The organism is Jeotgalibacillus proteolyticus (genome assembly GCF_002926065.1).
In the GTDB taxonomy this organism is placed as follows: Bacteria; Bacillota; Bacilli; order Bacillales; family Jeotgalibacillaceae; genus Jeotgalibacillus; species Jeotgalibacillus proteolyticus.
On record NZ_PREZ01000004.1, the window covers coordinates 168195 to 183686 of the forward strand.

Genomic DNA, 15492 nt, shown 5'->3' on the forward strand with positions numbered 1-15492 from the left:
GACCTGGAATGGCTTTTTCTTAGTTCTTTCTGAAACGATGAACAGCAAATGTCAGCCAGAGGGAGAAGATAAACGACAATACAAAAGTGATGCCAATAATGAGAAGCGGTTGAGGGAAAATAGGATCATGATTTACAGTTGCTTTATTTAACACCTTGGAATTCTTTTCAGATAAGTTCATAATATGCTGGACTTTTTGATCAAAGGAGAAGGAAATCGCATTTGCAATCAGTGAAGCCTCAAGAGGGCTTGAGTATTCAACCCGCAGCTGAACGACCTGAGAATCCTGCTTACTTGATACAAACACATCATCTTCATCAAAATTAATCATATGACCGTCATTTTGCAGGCGTTTTTTTGCATCATTGAGAATATAGGGGCTTTTTATAATATCCTGATACGTATTAACCAGCTTTAAGGAGTCGTCGATGTGACCTGTTAAAACGGGACTTTCTTTTGTTTGTTTTCCTGCAATCAGAATATCCACCTTTGATTCATACGTTGGCTCAATTACCTGGTAGGAAACATAAGCACTCGCAATAACTGCAGCCACTGTAAAAACAATAACGATCCATACTCTTTGTAATACAATAGAAAAAAATCGAGAGAAACTTAATTTTTCTTCTTTCATTTTCTTCTTCCTTTCTTTCAAAAAATACTTACAGATACCAATTGTTTTTTACATTATGCTGAAGGCTCTTTTTTTGATCCGGTAAAGCGTTTCATCGTAGCAGAAGCAGGATGACTGATTCCAACCGGTTGAAAAACTCTGAGTATGGTCATACACAAAATTTTTACATCAAGTTGAAAAGTTCGATTTTCTACATACCAGACGTCCAGTTCGAACTTTTCCTCCCATGAAATAGCGTTTCGTCCGTTAACTTGCGCCCAGCCGGTTAATCCTGGTTTAATAAACAGCCGTTTAACCTGCTTCTGGTTATACAAGGGAATATATTCCATTAGCAGAGGCCTTGGGCCGATAAAGCTCATATCCCCCTTCCACACATTGATTAGCTGAGGAATTTCATCAAGTGAATATTTCCGCATAAATATCCCCAGGCGGGTAAGTCTTTCCTTATCTGAAAGAGGCTTACCTTCCAACGTAACTGCATTGGTCATCGTTCTGAATTTGTAAATCACAAATGGATGGCCGTGAAGCCCGGAACGTGTTTGCTTAAAGAGGATAGGAGATCCCAGGCAGCAATACAGTAAAAGGGAAAGAAGAGCAAATAGGGGAAGCAATACAACAAGGAGAATACTGGAAAATGAAAAATCAATAAGCCTTTTCATCACGACACCTCTCTCCTTACTATATGGTTCTTGATTTCAATGAGTTACACTGATAAGGAGAAATGAAAATAGAAAGGAAGGATAAATAAGATGCATAAAACTTTTCATCTTCGCACAAATTCAAGAGATCAAATGATTGATATTACGGATGAAATTCAGCGCTTTCTAAAGGAGAATGACATTGAGGATGGCGTTGCTGTTGTTACCTCCCTTCATACAACAGCAGGAATTACCGTTAATGAAAATGCTGATCCTGATGTAAAAACGGATATGCTGATGCGGCTTGACGAGGTTTATCCATGGGAGCATAAAATGGACATGCACGGGGAAGGTAATACAGCGGCCCATTTAAAAACAAGTACAGTCGGTCACGCCCAGACGTTAACGATCCAGGACGGCGAACTTCTGCTCGGAACATGGCAGGGAGTTTATTTCTGTGAATTTGATGGTCCAAGGCAAAGGAAATATCATGTTAAGGTCATTACCTAATACTTTACTAACATAAAAAAGCTGTCTCCCGCATGAGGAGACAGCCTTCTGTCTTCTTATTCAATTTTTTACTGTTCTTTCACATACACCTTTAACTGTCTAATGATTTCTTCCTGCAGGTTTTCATTATTCAAAAATTGAACACCGTAGGTATTTATATGGTTGTCTGTTTTTCCCCAAACAATTTTACCTCTGAAAATCATAAAACTATCATTTAAATAAAAATGGAGCAGAATTTTAATGGATTGATTCTCGGTAAAAGGAATGCTGAGACCTGACTGAATTCTGGCACCGCTTGGGCTAAGATCAAGCACCTTCATTTTCCCTTCACCTGTACGAAGCTCTTTCCCATTAATTTCATAGATGGAAAATTGCCCATCAATAGGATGATCAAATGAGAAGCGAAACGCTTCATTTCGTTTATACCTCATAGCTGGACTCCTTTTAACGAAATAAAATAAAGTTAAAAACTCTCTTTACTCTTGTTAGTCAATTATACCAATAGGCACAAAAAAACGAACCTCTTTTGTGAGATTCGTATTATATAATGAAAATATTTTCAATTAAGCAGGGATTTTTGACTGTTCTTCTCTACAACATTCGCTGTATAGTCTTTTCCCCAGGTATACATTGCGTCAAGAATCGGCATCAGACTTTCCCCATTCACTGTGAGAGAATATTCTACCTTTGGCGGAACAACCGGATAAACCTCACGATGAACAATCTGATCCTGTTCAAGCTCCCGAAGCTGATTCACCAGCATCCTCTGGGTAATCCCGGGCATAAGTGATTTCAATTCCCCAAAACGCTTAGTCCCTTCCTTGCCAAGATGCCATAAGATAAGCATTTTCCATTTCCCTCCAATCACAGAAAGAGTTAATTCCTTCTCACAATTAAACTTCTTATTTTGCATTCGGTTCATCTAAATCCCTCCAAAGCCTATTGTATCAGACAGTATACTTTTTAGCACTATGTACCTTAAGAGTGCATATTTTTAATTTAAAAAAGTACCTAGTATACTTGCTCTAATGGTTCATTTATTTGAACTATAACTAAGAATCTATTAGGAGTGACGCGGAAATGGAACTGCAATTAGCATTAGATTTAGTCAACATACCGGAAGCAATCGAATTGGTTAAAGAAGTCGAGGAGCATATCGATATTGTTGAAATCGGTACGCCTGTCGTTATAAATGAAGGACTAACTGCAGTAAAGCAGGTTAAAGAAGCATTCCCTAATTTGAAAGTACTAGCAGATCTTAAAATCATGGATGCAGCAGGCTACGAGGTCGGCCAGGCTTCAAAAGCAGGCGCTGATATCATTACCATTCTTGGCGCAGCGGAAGACGCATCTATTCAAGGTGCTGTAGAAGAAGCTAAAAAACAGAGCAAGAAGGTCCTTGTTGATATGATCGCAGTGAAGGATCTTGCAAAGCGTGCAGAGGAAATTGACGCATTAGGTGTTGATTATATCTGTGTTCATACAGGCTATGATCTTCAGGCAGCAGGAAAGAATTCATTTGAAGATCTTCAAACGATTAAAGATGTTGTAAAAAATGCTAAAACGGCAATTGCCGGCGGTATAAAGCTCGACACCCTTCCTGAAGTCATAAAGGTTAAGCCTGACCTCGTGATTGTTGGTGGCGGAATTACCGGACAGGAAGATAAGAAAGCTGCAGCCTCAGCTATGCAAGAACTTATCAAACAAGGGTAAGTGCCTGATATGAAGACAACAGAATTTGCTGCAACGATAAGTGAAGAACTTCAAAATTCGGTTGGCTTAATTTCTGACGAAGAGGCTGAGAGATTAGTTGATGGAATTTTGAACGCTAAAAAGGTATTTGTGGCAGGAGGCGGACGATCCGGTTTTATGGCCAAAGCCTTTGTTATGCGAATGATGCATTTGGGCATAGACGCTTATGTCATCGGTGAAACCGTTACGCCTACCTTTACAAAGGATGATTTATTAATTATCGGTTCAGGATCAGGTGAAACAAAAAGCCTTGTATCAATTGCGGAAAAAGCCACCATGGTCGGCGGCACGATCGTTGCTGCAACCATTTATCCTCAGTCAACGATCGGTTCTCTTGCAACCTTTACTGTTACATTGCCCGGTTCTCCAAAGGATCAGTCAGAAAGTGATTATAAAACGATCCAGCCAATGGGCTCGCTGTTTGAGCAAACCCTGCTTGTGTTCTATGATGCGCTCATTCTGCGCTTTATGGAAAAACAGGGTCTTGATAGCGGGAAAATGTATGGGAATCACGCGAATTTGGAATAGGTAAGGACTCAAAAAAGCTCAGAGCGCGAAATCGCTCTGAGCTTTTTTATCGTTTAATTCGTTACTTTATCCTTTTTAATCTGTTTACTTCTAAGCTGTCCGCAGGCTGCATCAATATCAGAGCCCTGCTCTACACGCACACCACAGTTAATGCCGCGTTTTAGAAGCGTTTCATAAAACTCAACGATCGCTTTTTTCGTGCTTCGCTCGTATTGGTTATGCTCATCTACCGGGTTATACGGAATCAGGTTCACATAAGAAAGGTGGCGTTTATTGCTTAGCAGGTTGGCAAGCTGAATCGCTTCTTCTTTATGATCGTTGACATCCTTAAGCAAAATGTACTCAAATGTAATTCTGCGGTTTGTTTTTTCCAGGTAATAATCAATTGCCGGCATCAGCTTTTCAAGTGGATACGCTCGGTTGATTTTCATAATCTGTGTACGCAATTCATTGTTTGGCGCGTGAAGTGATACAGCCAGATTAATCTGGATATCTTCATCAGCAAAGTCATAAATTTTATTGGCAAGCCCGCTTGTTGATACGGTAATATGACGTGCTCCAATTGAAAGCCCCTTCTGATCATTGATGACACGGAAGAAATCCATCATATTTGAGTAGTTATCAAACGGCTCTCCAATACCCATAACAACGATGTGGCTGACACGTTCGTCTTTGCCCATGCTGTCTAAATGGTGCTGTACGTTCATGATCTGCTCAACGATTTCACCGCCTGAAAGGTCACGGTTCTTTTTCAGCAGTCCGCTTGCACAGAATGTACAGCCGATGTTACAGCCGACCTGTGTTGTTACACATACGGATAAACCGTAATTGAAGCGCATGAGGACAGTTTCGATCAGGTTGCCGTCCTGGAGCTTGAATAGGAATTTGATCGTGCCGTCTTCTGATTTTTGTACGACTTCTTCTTTAAGGGATTGAATGTAGAAGCTTTCCTCGAGAAGTGCGATACATTCGGTGTTAACGTTTTTCATTTGGGAGAAGTCGGTTACGCGTTTTTTATAGAGCCAGTCCCAAACCTGGGCTGCGCGGAATTTTTTTTGACCGCGCTCGGTCAGCCAGGCTGTGAGCTGGTCTGATGTTAATCCATAGATGGATGTTTTGTTCATGATAAAACCCTCTTTTCGAATTTGTCTGCTGTTTTAGTATAGACAAATTTGTTATAGTTCAGTGACAAAGCGATCTATTTTAATGTTGGTTGTAGTCGTTACGGTTAATTTGCATCACCCGATATTATATAACATTTGGGGGGAGATTTAAAGGATAAGTTCTTATTTCACCTTAGTGTTATGAGTGTGTGCTTTAAATGATGGATGATTTTCGTTGCAGGCGGAGGCTTTCCGGAGGGCGGGAGCTGAGCTAACTTGCTAAAGCAAGTGGATCTCAGCTTTCCCGCTTAATCCTCTCGGAGTCCCCGCCTTCCACTACAATCATCTGTGTGGGGAATTTGTTTGGTTCTTTAAAATAGGAGTGTTAGGGAGTTAATGCCTTTAAATATCGCGTGTTGATTTCCGCTTCAGGGGCATGCTTTCCGCGGGAGTCAGCCCCTTCCACTTCAATCAACTCGGTGGGGAATTTATTTGGTTTTTCAAATTTATATTGTGAAGAGTGAATGTCTCTAAATGTATGAGTAATCTTTATAAAATCGAGCAAAATAAAGCCTATTTACGGAGCGGAAAGAAACTGCAGCATAAACTTGTTGACGATTTCCGGCTGTTCCACATGGACCCAGTGGGTTGCATCGACAAGGACGATGTCTGCGTTGGTGCATTGCTTTGCGCTTTCTTCAGCTAGCTCCTTTGAGAGGAAAGAGTCTCTATAGCCCCAGATGATTTTGACCGGGACATCGATCGTTGAAGGGCTGTCTGCTTCGAACCGTAGTGCTCTGTACCAGTTCAGCATCGATGTAATTGCTTCGGGCTGTGACCAGGCTTTGGTATAATGCTTAAGCTCTTTTTCGTCAAAGGTTTCGTGATCGCTGGAGTCAGTCAGCGATTTTCGTAAAGATTTATACTGATTGGCGGACAGCATTTTTTCCGGAAGCTCCGGGATTTGGAAAAATAAAATGTACGAGCTTTTAAAGATTTGCAGCGGATTTTTCATTATCCCCTTTTTCATTATTCCGGTATGAGGGCTGTTTAATATCAGCAGCTTTTCAACATACTCAGGCTTTGTAGCAGCTAAATGCCAGGCTACGATTCCACCCCAGTCATGTCCAATGATCACTGATTTTTCTCGGTTAAAATACCTTATTATTCCTACAATATCATCTCTCAGGACATTAAGCTGATAGCTTTCGACCCCCTCCGGCTTATCACTCAGGTTATATCCGCGCTGATCTGGTATAACAACACGGTAGCCTTCATTTACTAATGGCTCGATCTGCTTTCTCCAGCCGTACCAAAACTCTGGAAAGCCATGAAGCAAGATGGCAAGCGGTCCCTCTTTCAGTCCTGCAGTGGCTGTATGTAGGGTCACACCATTGACAGTGATATATGAGAATTCGATTGAATCCATTTTCGTTTCCTCCTTTTATTCATGCCTTTTGGTTGTCTATACTCTTCTTTTGGGTAAAGAAAACATCAAAAAAAGATGCTGGGACGACAAATGTGTGTCGTCCCAGCATCTTTTACCCGGTTCCTTTTAGATGTTCACTTTTAATTACTTTTTTGATCTATTAAGGGGTAAACTTATTGCTGCGCACTGGTCAGCTTTACGCTATCAGTCATAACAAGATCGCTTAATTCAGGCTGTTCGTTTAAAAATTGAAGATCGTATGATGAATCTGCAAAAGCCTGAATAACATCCGAGTCAACCTCAGACGTGAAGGTTACGCGTTCCCACGCACTTGCAATAATAGATTCATCCATGCGCTGATTTGTGATGTCTTCAATTGAGTCGATTGCAATCGTTTGAGCTTCTTCAGGATTTTCGTTAATGAATTGAATGCTCTTTTCATGAGCTTCAGCAATTTGCTGAATCATTTCATTTTGTTCCTCAAGAAGTTTTCCGCTCGTAACTAAAACGGTGTTCGGAAGTGTTTTGCCGTAAGCAATTTCATCTGTATCGACAATGATTTTTGCTCCATTTTCTACAAGTGTTGAAGCCCATGGCTCAGGAACTGCAGCAAGGTCCACTTTACCTGACTCAAACATGGACTGGTATTGTGCGGGGTTTCCTGTCACATGCTTTAAAGTTCCGCCGATCCGTGCTGATGTAATGCCTTGCTCTTTAAGTGATGTTTCCATTTGTACATTATGTGTACACCCAACTCCCGGCGTAATAAAGGTGCTATTTTCAATGTCATCCACACTTTCGATCCCGCTTTGTTCACTGGCAACAACAACGGTCCCGCCTGATGAAGCCCCTGCAATGATTTTAACGTCTGCACCATTTGCGTAATTGTTCATCACAGGTCCCGGTCCAACAAATCCTGCATCTATATCACCTGTTTTTAAGGCAGTCATAAATGCTCCGCCATCAGGGAATGTTTTGTAGGTAACTGTTTTATCTTCCCCAAGTGCATCTTCGAAATATTTTTTTTCCTTAGCAACCATTGCCGGAACATGGTCTATGTTTGGAAAATAACCAATAACCACTTCATCACTGGAGCCGGATGAATTGTCTGAACCGCAAGCAGACAGCGCTAACGCCGTGAATGCTGCAAGCAGGAATAATAAACGGAAATTCTTTTTCATATAATTGTACCTCCAAAAAATTAGTCTGTAGCAAGTCCCCATTTTCTAAGGACCTTTCTTTCAACACGCTGGAAAAATAATAAATCAACGATAATGCCAATCAGCATGATTAAGATCATAATGGCAATTACCCGGGCCATATCGCCAAAATCTGAAGCAAACCTTAAGGAATAGCCGAGTCCCGGACCTGCACTTAATAGCTCACCAGCCATCAGTGCCCGCCAGGCAAATGCCCAGGCAAGGCGCAGCCCAGTGACTGCATAAGGAATAGATGCCGGCATCGTGACTTTTGTAAATAACCGGAGTCCGCGATAGTTCATCGTTTTCGCTGCTTTTATAAAGAGCGGAGGAACATTAATGATTCCTGTCCGTATATTAATCGTCATCACAATCGTTGCTCCTAGAACAACAATGAAGATAACCGCAGTTTCATTCAGTCCAAACCACATGATTGCCAAAGGAAGCCAGACGATGCTTGGGACAGATTGAAGGGCCAGGATAAGAGATCCAAGCGTTTCATCTGCTGTTTTTGATTTCGCTAATAAAACACCAAGCAGGACACCTAGTAGTAGTGCAATGGCAAGTCCAAGAAATAATCTACGAAAACTCGCACCCAGATCATAAATCAATGTGCGGTTGCTGAAGCCTTCATAAAGTGAAACAAAAACATCTGAAGGGGCAGGCAGCAACGCCGGCGACACTTCAAAGACATAAACCGCTCCCTCCCAGAGAGCAAAAAGCAGTACATAAAAAATGATTCGTTTAACGGCTGGCTGCATGCTTCTGCTCCTTTTCCGTTACCTTATCAATCTCAGATTTTAATAACGCCTGAATTTTTTCTTCATAAGATAATAGTTCTTCCTTGGATTGGGAGCGGGGTCTCGGAAAGTCCAGTTCAATAATGTCCAAAATCGTTCCAGGCTGAGTGCCCATTACAACGATCCGGTCAGAAAGCTTTAACGATTCAGCAATACTATGAGTGACAAATAAAATGGTTTTCTTTGTTTCAATGAAAATATTTTCTAAAATTTCGTGCAGCCGTGAACGGGTTTGTTCGTCCAGTGCACCAAAGGGTTCGTCCATTAATAATAGAGCGGGGTCCATCGCAAGAGCACGTGCAATTGCAACACGCTGCTGCATGCCTCCTGAAATTTCATGAGGTGAATGATTCGTATAAGAGCCTAACTGAACCATTTGTAAATAGTGTTTCGCTTTTTCGGCTGCTTCTTTTTTTGACATCACAGGCAATAGAGGAAACATAACATTTTCCAAAACGGTGAGCCATGGAAATAAGGCCGCCTGCTGAAAAACCATTCCCCTTTCTTTCCCGGGTCCTTTAATCGGAGTTCCTGAAAGCTCGATGTTTCCTTCTGAAGCAGATGTCAAACCAGCTACAATCGATAGCAGTGTTGATTTGCCGCACCCGGAAGGACCAAGAATTGAAACAAACTCCCCTTCTCTTACATCTAGGTTAATATTTGAAAGGACAAGCTCTGAGCTGCCTTTATTTATAAAGGATTTATTCAAATTGTTAATCGTTAAAAACATACCTCCACCTGCCTTAATTCATTAAAACCTATAAAATTAATCGGAATTTCCTTTAAATTATAGCGGAAGGATGTGGAAAGTCAAGACTTAGACTCTCTTTAATTTTAGTTCTCTGCCGCAGCAAAGTAGAATAATTAGCTATAATTACAGCCAATTATTTTTTGGTAAATAAAAGAACAGGAAGATCTTAAAAGGATATAATGAAGTAGGAATGATACATACATTTTTTTGAAAAGGGGGTATTCTTATTAAACTTTTAAAAACTCAATTCTTCCGAATTTTCATTATTTTTGCAATGGGACTATTTGTTTTTTATTCTCAATATCCATCCGACCCATCAAATGATCCCTGGGGGCTAAGTTCAGTATTTGCTTCAATTTTTTTTGTACTAGTGGTTTTTGTTGCGAGTATTTTCATTATTTCGTTCTTAAATCCTATTTCCTGGGAAAAGAAGATATCGATCATCTTCTTTAGTACGTTAGTTGCCTGCATCCTGCCTTTTCTAGGAATAGGTCATATTAAAGTGGCATTGATTGAATTGCAGCAATCCTCCACTATTTCTAAAGTAGAACAAAAATACAATGTGGATATGGATGGAGCGATCGCTTATTCTGAACAGGGAGAATTTATAATCGTTGAAACAGAGGAAGACAAACTGACTGTGTACAATCAGTCCGGAGAAGAAGTACATGTGGCTTCAGTAATAGAAGTGATAAAAAATGCGATAGAACAGCTGCCACTTTCAGATGATGAAAAAAATAATACGTACTTTGACTGGTATGAAGCAGAGGCGATTGATGAATTTGATGAGACAAACATGGAATCTAAAATGTCCCTTAGGTTCAGATACATCATGAACGAGGAACCGGGGGAATTTGAAGAAAGAATAGATAAAAATGAAGAAATACCCAAAGAAGCGGAGAAAGTAGCCTATCATAGAGTATTTAACTTCAAGATCACGACAGGTGAAACGGGTGAAATCGATTATTCCTCTGAAAAAATGATCGAAGAGGATACTATTCTCATTACCTATGAGTTTGATGGTGAGGTGATGTATGTAGGTCATACAAACCCAAAACCTATTACAAAATATATGGACTAATTAAAGAGCTGCCCGTCAGCTTTTTTTTGCGTTAAAAGAAAACTACTTTTTTGTCCAATAATTTATATATAAATTTGAAACTGCCACTTCTATCACTTCTTCTTGCACTTCGCTGCTCAGATCGCCTTGCGGCTCCATATAAAAGCTAAACTCATCTGGAGTAAAACTAGAAGGCTTTAATTCAATTGTCTCATCGTTATAGGAGGCTTTTGCGTCTGCCTTAAATTCGTTTAATAGACGATTATTTGAATAGGAATATGCCACACCTGAAACTTCTGTTGCTCCGCCTGTACGATAAGTCGCACTTGGAGAAAAGAACAATTCATACCCGCCTTCAGTTTGAGCAATAACCTTCGAAACGTAAACTTGGTTTTCACCATCGTCAAAAAGCACTTTTCCTTGATTATTTTCCAGGTTATTCATGTCAATATCCACCGTGTATTCACCTTCAATTGGGTAGGAATTAATGTGATAGTTTTCAATGTTATTTGTATAATAACTTACGCCCTGAGCTCGAGCCTTTAATGTTTCTATCATTGGGAAAATAAATAAAAAACCAATGGCAATTATGCCCGCCACAATATATACCGTAGTTAGATTCATTAACCTTTTCACTGGATCCCTCCATTCAGTAGAAGAATTATAACACTAATCCATCCCCTTTTTTAACAAAAAATAACATCAACTCACTTCCAGAGAACACAAGCAAAGATCTGGATTGATCACACAAATACATTTTTCACAAAATAAAAAACCCTTGATAAGCAAGGGTTTTAACAGATTGTACTCTTTTTGATGCTCCACATTATTAAATATGGAGACGGTGGGAGTCGAACCCACGTCCAGAAACTTTCACACTTAAGCGTCTACGAGCGTATTCAATCTATTCGCATTTCGCCAGCTCTTATGCCGATTGACAGGCGTCCAAGTGGCTAATCTGATTGGTCTCTTCAGTCGACCTCAGATGGTGGCCGAACAGCGTATCCCACTGATAAGTGAGCCTCATTCAGGTCTACATGGGCGATAGACAGGTGAGGCCTCAAGTGCGTATTAGGCAGCTAGAGCTAAATCTTGTTTGTTGTTAACTATTTGTGTTGACGTTGATGACGAAGACGATCCCTCCGGCTCGCGACTTAAGCTCGAACCATTCCTGTCGAATCCGTAACGTCCCCTTGATCAAGGAAGAAAGAAGATGTGATCTGCTTTCTTGTACGGGATTCCCAAGTAAAATGGGAACTTAAGCTGCATTGCCGCATTTGCGACTATAAATAGTATACCATATCCTGCGATTTTTTCAACTACTTCGCTTATCGCTGGCTATCTTTAAATGCGCGTGCCATTTCACGGGTGGCTTCTTTTTTCTTAAGAGATTCACGCTTGTCATAATTCTTTTTACCCTTTGCAAGACCGATCAGCACCTTGGCAAAACCGTCCTTCAAATACATTTTCAAAGGAACAATGGAATAGCCCTGCTGTTTTGTGGCGCCTATTAATTTATTAATCTGCTGGCGGTGAAGTAATAGCTTTCGTTCACGCAGCGGATCATGGTTAAACTGGTTCCCCTGCTCGTATGGACTGATATGGGCATTGTTTAAGAAAACCTCTCCGTTGCTGATCCGGGCAAATGAATCTTTTAGTTGAACTCTGCCGTTGCGGATTGATTTGATCTCAGTGCCTCTTAGCACAATCCCTGCTTCATACGTTTCTTCAATGAAATAATCGTGGCTGGCTTTTTTATTCTGCGCCACTACCTTTCCAGAACCCTTTGGCATAAGTGACTCCTCCTTCTAGCGGGCAATGCGGCAGTGAAAGTACACTGCCGCATGCTCATCATACATTATTTCCGCTTTTTCTTGCGGCTTTTTTGGTTCTTATTGTTTTTATTCTTCGCACTGCTTGGAATTCCTTCATAAAACTTCTGCTTTTTCTTTTTCCGTTTTTCTGAAGAAGCATCAGAAGGACGTTCTCCGCCTTTGCGCGGCTTTTTGTTGTTAGAATCAGAACCTGAGCGTGAGCCTCCACGGCCTCCGCTTTGAATGACTCTTGCGGAATCACGGCGCTCGCGTCTTGGTGTTCCCTTCATCCCGACAATTTCAAAATCAATGGCGCGTTCATCCTTATTTACATTGATGACACGTACAGTGATCTCATCGCCAATACGGAACACATTGGCTGTCCGCTCACCGATCATCGCCATATGACGGTCGTCAAAGCGGTAATAATCATCCGTCATATAGCTGACATGGACAAGTCCTTCAATCGTGTTTGGAAGCTCAACAAACATACCAAAGTTTGTGACAGAACTGATTACACCATCAAATTCCTCACCGATCTTATCAAGCATGTATTCAGTTTTCTTCAGCTCATCCGTTTCACGCTCAGCATCTACTGCACGGCGTTCCCGGCCTGAGGTATGGGCGGCAATTTCAGGAAGTCTTGCATTCCATTTTTGCTGTGTTCTTTCATCAACCTTTTTATGAATCAGGTACGTACGGATTAAGCGGTGAACGATTAGATCCGGATATCGTCTGATCGGGGATGTGAAATGAGTGTAAAATTCTGTCGCAAGACCAAAGTGACCAAGACTGTTTTCATCGTATTTTGCCTGCTGCATCGAACGAAGCATCATAGTAGAAACAACCATTTCTTCTGGACGCCCTGTCACATCATCAATGATTTCCTGAAGAGCTCGCGGATGAATTTCATTACCGGAGCCTTTTACAACCAACCCGAAATTGGTGATGAATTCAAAGAACCTCTGAAGCTTTTCTTCCTTCGGATCCTCGTGAATACGGTAGATGAAAGGCAGGTTCATCCAGTGGAAATGCTCTGCTACTGTCTCATTGGCTGCAAGCATAAATTCCTCAATCAGCTTTTCCCCAACAGAGCGTTCACGGATGCCGATATCTGTTGGATGACCTTCTTCATCAACAAGCACCTTTGCTTCTTTGAAATCAAAATCGATCGCTCCGCGTCCAAAACGCTTACCGCGCAAAATCGCTGCGAGCTTTTCCATCTCCTGAAACATCGGAACAAGCGGTTTGTATTTTTCAATTAACGCTTCATCATTATCAACCAGGATTGAGTTAACATCCCCATACGTCATACGTTCATTTGTACGGATAACGCTTTGGAAAATTTCATGGTTTACGACTCCGCCGTTTTGATCGATTTCCATTGAACAGGAAAGCGTCAATCTGTCCACACGCGGGTTCAATGAGCAAATCCCATTTGATAAACGGTGAGGAATCATCGGGATTACTCGATCAACTAAATAAACACTCGTGCCTCTATCATAGGCTTCTTCATCAAGCGGAGAGCCTTCAGTAACATAATGGCTGACATCGGCAATATGAACCCCTAACAGGTAGTTGCCGTTATCAAGCTTTTTGAGGGAAATCGCATCATCTAGATCCTTTGCATCCGCCCCGTCAATCGTTACGGCTACTTCTTCCCGTAAATCCCGGCGTCCGTCCAAATCTGAAGGATCAATCTCATCCGGCACTTCGTTGGCCTGCTTTAATACCTCATCCGGGAATTCTACTTCTATTCCGTGCTTATGGATAATGGATAAAATATCAACACCTGGATCATTTTTATGTCCAAGAATGGCTGATACTTCCCCTTCAGCACTTTTTCTGCCATCAGGATAAGCCGTAATTTGTACGATTACCTTATGTCCTTCAACTGCTCCTTTGTTCGCATTTTTCGGAATAAAGATATCGCTTGTCATTTTTTTATCATCGGGAATTACAAAACCGAAGTTCGCACTTTCTGTGTAGGTCCCGACAACCTGCTTTACGCCACGCTCTAGAATTCTTACGACAGTTCCTTCGCGGCGATCTCCAGACGATTCCTTGGAGACACGAACTAAAACGGTATCGCCGTGCATAGCATTAGCGGTCTCGTTCGGTGGAATAAATACATCGTCCTGGCCCTGCTCCTCAGGGATTAAAAAGGCAAACCCTTTCGCATGTCCTGAAAGTCTTCCGCGTACAAGGTTCATTTTTTCCGGAAGCCCGTAGCGGTTGCTTCTTGTGCGGACAATATGTCCTTTTTCCTCTAAAACGACCAGTGCCTTTACCAGATCCCTGAATTCATCCGAGTCTGTAATCTTAAATGATTCCTCGAGCTCCTGGACTGTTAGCGGCTTATACGCTTCTTCACGCATAAAGGTTAACAGATTGTCCATCATCTTTTTTGTCTTATCATCCATTGGCCAAACCCTCCTCTGCTGCAATTGGGTACTTACTTATTTGTCTTCAGACCAGTCAAGCCCATCAAGAAATTCAAGCACATCCTGATGCAGCTGCTCCTTTTCCTTATCGAGCGTGATCACATGGCCTGATTTTTCATACCATTTCAATTTCTTATCATCCGTTTCAACACCGTCATGGATAATATTAGCAGAATCCATATTGATCATGTGGTCATGGCGTCCTTGTACGACAAACGTCGGCGTATAAATCATATCCACCGAGTTTCGGACATCCTTGATCAATGCCTGCAGAGCCTTAAGTGTCTCCATAGGAGTTTGGGCGAATTTCTCCATTTCGCTTTCAATCTGGTCTTTTTCTTTACCCTCGTATTTCTTAAACTCTCGGGCGTACTCAAGGACCCCTTTATACATCACTTCTTCGCTCTTTATGTACATCGGAGCACACATCGTAACAATACCCTTCACAGGTACAGTGTAACCTAATTTAAGCGAAAATACGCCTCCTAATGAAAGACCTGCAACGGCAATTTCATCATACCCCAGACTCTTCAAATGATCATACCCGCGCATAACATCCTTCCACCAATCCGCAGGTCCTGTTTTCACAAGCTCCTCAGGCGGCACTCCATGACCTTTATAATGAGGTGCATGTGAGGTATACCCATTTTTCTCTAAAAAGCGGCCAAGCATACGCACATCTGAAGAATTACCAGTAAATCCATGCAGCAACAGAACAGCCCGCTTTCCTCCTTCAAATGTAAATGGCTTCGGCAAATTCAATTTCATCTATAATCCACTCCTGTATAGTCAAATCAATACTACTATTTTAGTAAAGAACAGCCCGAAACGCC

Annotated in this window: 17 protein-coding genes and 1 other RNA gene; 4 read left to right on the plus strand and 14 right to left on the minus strand. The window is 41.4% G+C overall.

What is annotated here, in order from left to right; all coding sequences use genetic code 11:
* Window positions 1-19: 19 nt before the first annotated feature.
* Both C4B60_RS11145 and C4B60_RS11150 read right to left on the minus strand, forming a co-directional pair.
* The gene (locus C4B60_RS11145; RefSeq protein WP_104058087.1) at window positions 20-631 is read right to left on the minus strand and encodes a YveK family protein; all 612 of its coding nucleotides are present in this window, start codon (window positions 629-631) and stop codon (window positions 20-22) included.
* A 53-nt stretch (window positions 632-684) separates the two neighbouring features.
* On the minus strand, window positions 685-1290 hold the full coding sequence (locus C4B60_RS11150; protein WP_104058456.1) for a sugar transferase: 606 nt from the start codon (window positions 1288-1290) through the stop codon (window positions 685-687).
* A 90-nt stretch (window positions 1291-1380) separates the two neighbouring features.
* Between C4B60_RS11150 and C4B60_RS11155 the strand changes: the two genes are divergently transcribed.
* A complete protein-coding gene (locus tag C4B60_RS11155) occupies window positions 1381-1779 on the plus strand; it encodes a secondary thiamine-phosphate synthase enzyme YjbQ (protein WP_104058088.1) in 399 nt (132 codons plus the stop codon).
* A 68-nt stretch (window positions 1780-1847) separates the two neighbouring features.
* On the opposite strand, the gene C4B60_RS11160 is transcribed toward C4B60_RS11155, so the two are convergent.
* Window positions 1848-2210 carry a PilZ domain-containing protein gene (locus C4B60_RS11160; RefSeq protein ID WP_104058089.1) on the minus strand — a complete coding sequence of 121 codons (363 nt, stop codon included), beginning with the start codon at window positions 2208-2210 and terminating at the stop codon, window positions 1848-1850.
* Window positions 2211-2338: 128 nt separating this feature from the next.
* Window positions 2339-2701, minus strand: coding sequence for a transcriptional activator HxlR (gene hxlR, locus C4B60_RS11165; RefSeq protein ID WP_104058090.1), 363 nt, complete (start codon window positions 2699-2701; stop codon window positions 2339-2341).
* Between the two features lie 158 nt (window positions 2702-2859).
* Between hxlR and hxlA the strand changes: the two genes are divergently transcribed.
* Both hxlA and hxlB read left to right on the plus strand, forming a co-directional pair.
* Complete coding sequence (gene hxlA / locus C4B60_RS11170; RefSeq protein ID WP_104058091.1) at window positions 2860-3492, plus strand: 3-hexulose-6-phosphate synthase; 633 nt, start codon at window positions 2860-2862, stop codon at window positions 3490-3492.
* Window positions 3493-3501: 9 nt separating this feature from the next.
* Complete coding sequence (hxlB, locus tag C4B60_RS11175) at window positions 3502-4059, plus strand: 6-phospho-3-hexuloisomerase (protein ID WP_104058092.1); 558 nt, start codon at window positions 3502-3504, stop codon at window positions 4057-4059.
* Between the two features lie 53 nt (window positions 4060-4112).
* Here hxlB and rlmN read toward each other — a convergent pair whose 3' ends face one another.
* The 5 genes from rlmN to C4B60_RS11200 all read right to left on the minus strand — a co-directional run bounded on the left by rlmN (window position 4113) and on the right by C4B60_RS11200 (window position 9320).
* Window positions 4113-5183 (minus strand): dual-specificity RNA methyltransferase RlmN, encoded by a 1071-nt coding sequence (rlmN, locus tag C4B60_RS11180; protein ID WP_104058093.1) that lies wholly within the window; start codon window positions 5181-5183, stop codon window positions 4113-4115.
* A gap of 556 nt (window positions 5184-5739) precedes the next feature.
* On the minus strand, window positions 5740-6591 hold the full coding sequence (locus C4B60_RS11185; protein ID WP_104058094.1) for an alpha/beta fold hydrolase: 852 nt from the start codon (window positions 6589-6591) through the stop codon (window positions 5740-5742).
* A 173-nt stretch (window positions 6592-6764) separates the two neighbouring features.
* Complete coding sequence (locus tag C4B60_RS11190) at window positions 6765-7772, minus strand: aliphatic sulfonate ABC transporter substrate-binding protein (protein WP_104058095.1); 1008 nt, start codon at window positions 7770-7772, stop codon at window positions 6765-6767.
* A 20-nt stretch (window positions 7773-7792) separates the two neighbouring features.
* The gene (locus C4B60_RS11195; RefSeq protein ID WP_104058096.1) at window positions 7793-8551 is read right to left on the minus strand and encodes an ABC transporter permease; all 759 of its coding nucleotides are present in this window, start codon (window positions 8549-8551) and stop codon (window positions 7793-7795) included.
* On the minus strand, window positions 8535-9320 hold the full coding sequence (locus tag C4B60_RS11200; RefSeq protein WP_104058097.1) for an ABC transporter ATP-binding protein: 786 nt from the start codon (window positions 9318-9320) through the stop codon (window positions 8535-8537). The genes C4B60_RS11195 and C4B60_RS11200 overlap by 17 nt, the downstream gene beginning before the upstream one ends.
* A gap of 295 nt (window positions 9321-9615) precedes the next feature.
* Between C4B60_RS11200 and C4B60_RS11205 the strand changes: the two genes are divergently transcribed.
* Entirely contained in the window at window positions 9616-10422 is an 807-nt protein-coding gene (locus tag C4B60_RS11205) for a hypothetical protein (RefSeq protein ID WP_135122111.1), read from the plus strand.
* Window positions 10423-10464: 42 nt separating this feature from the next.
* On the opposite strand, the gene C4B60_RS11210 is transcribed toward C4B60_RS11205, so the two are convergent.
* The 5 genes from C4B60_RS11210 to C4B60_RS11230 all read right to left on the minus strand — a co-directional run bounded on the left by C4B60_RS11210 (window position 10465) and on the right by C4B60_RS11230 (window position 15427).
* Window positions 10465-11037: a hypothetical protein gene (locus C4B60_RS11210; RefSeq protein WP_104058099.1), complete on the minus strand. Its 573-nt coding sequence runs from the start codon at window positions 11035-11037 to the stop codon at window positions 10465-10467.
* Window positions 11038-11234: 197 nt separating this feature from the next.
* Window positions 11235-11594: a transfer-messenger RNA gene (ssrA, locus tag C4B60_RS11215) on the minus strand.
* 135 nt (window positions 11595-11729) lie between these two features.
* Entirely contained in the window at window positions 11730-12194 is a 465-nt protein-coding gene (smpB, locus tag C4B60_RS11220) for an SsrA-binding protein SmpB (RefSeq protein WP_104058100.1), read from the minus strand.
* A 65-nt stretch (window positions 12195-12259) separates the two neighbouring features.
* Window positions 12260-14638, minus strand: coding sequence for a ribonuclease R (gene rnr / locus C4B60_RS11225; protein ID WP_104058101.1), 2379 nt, complete (start codon window positions 14636-14638; stop codon window positions 12260-12262).
* A gap of 36 nt (window positions 14639-14674) precedes the next feature.
* Window positions 14675-15427, minus strand: a complete 753-nt coding sequence (locus tag C4B60_RS11230) for an alpha/beta hydrolase (RefSeq protein ID WP_104058102.1) — start codon at window positions 15425-15427, stop codon at window positions 14675-14677.
* Between the last annotated feature and the right edge of the window lie 65 nt (window positions 15428-15492).

Excerpts from the sequence above, each read along its gene's own strand:
- C4B60_RS11145 (WP_104058087.1), bottom strand. The coding sequence starts at position 631 with ATGAAAGAAGAAAAATTAAGTTTCTCTCGATTTTTTTCTATTGTATTA.
- C4B60_RS11150 (WP_104058456.1), bottom strand. The coding sequence starts at position 1,290 with ATGAAAAGGCTTATTGATTTTTCATTTTCCAGTATTCTCCTTGTTGTA.
- C4B60_RS11155 (WP_104058088.1), top strand. The coding sequence starts at position 1,381 with ATGCATAAAACTTTTCATCTTCGCACAAATTCAAGAGATCAAATGATT.
- C4B60_RS11160 (WP_104058089.1), bottom strand. The coding sequence starts at position 2,210 with ATGAGGTATAAACGAAATGAAGCGTTTCGCTTCTCATTTGATCATCCT.
- hxlR (WP_104058090.1), bottom strand. The coding sequence starts at position 2,701 with ATGAACCGAATGCAAAATAAGAAGTTTAATTGTGAGAAGGAATTAACT.
- hxlA (WP_104058091.1), top strand. The coding sequence starts at position 2,860 with ATGGAACTGCAATTAGCATTAGATTTAGTCAACATACCGGAAGCAATC.
- hxlB (WP_104058092.1), top strand. The coding sequence starts at position 3,502 with ATGAAGACAACAGAATTTGCTGCAACGATAAGTGAAGAACTTCAAAAT.
- rlmN (WP_104058093.1), bottom strand. The coding sequence starts at position 5,183 with ATGAACAAAACATCCATCTATGGATTAACATCAGACCAGCTCACAGCC.
- C4B60_RS11185 (WP_104058094.1), bottom strand. The coding sequence starts at position 6,591 with ATGGATTCAATCGAATTCTCATATATCACTGTCAATGGTGTGACCCTA.
- C4B60_RS11190 (WP_104058095.1), bottom strand. The coding sequence starts at position 7,772 with ATGAAAAAGAATTTCCGTTTATTATTCCTGCTTGCAGCATTCACGGCG.
- C4B60_RS11195 (WP_104058096.1), bottom strand. The coding sequence starts at position 8,551 with ATGCAGCCAGCCGTTAAACGAATCATTTTTTATGTACTGCTTTTTGCT.
- C4B60_RS11200 (WP_104058097.1), bottom strand. The coding sequence starts at position 9,320 with ATGTTTTTAACGATTAACAATTTGAATAAATCCTTTATAAATAAAGGC.
- C4B60_RS11205 (WP_135122111.1), top strand. The coding sequence starts at position 9,616 with ATGGGACTATTTGTTTTTTATTCTCAATATCCATCCGACCCATCAAAT.
- smpB (WP_104058100.1), bottom strand. The coding sequence starts at position 12,194 with ATGCCAAAGGGTTCTGGAAAGGTAGTGGCGCAGAATAAAAAAGCCAGC.
- rnr (WP_104058101.1), bottom strand. The coding sequence starts at position 14,638 with ATGGATGATAAGACAAAAAAGATGATGGACAATCTGTTAACCTTTATG.
- C4B60_RS11230 (WP_104058102.1), bottom strand. The coding sequence starts at position 15,427 with ATGAAATTGAATTTGCCGAAGCCATTTACATTTGAAGGAGGAAAGCGG.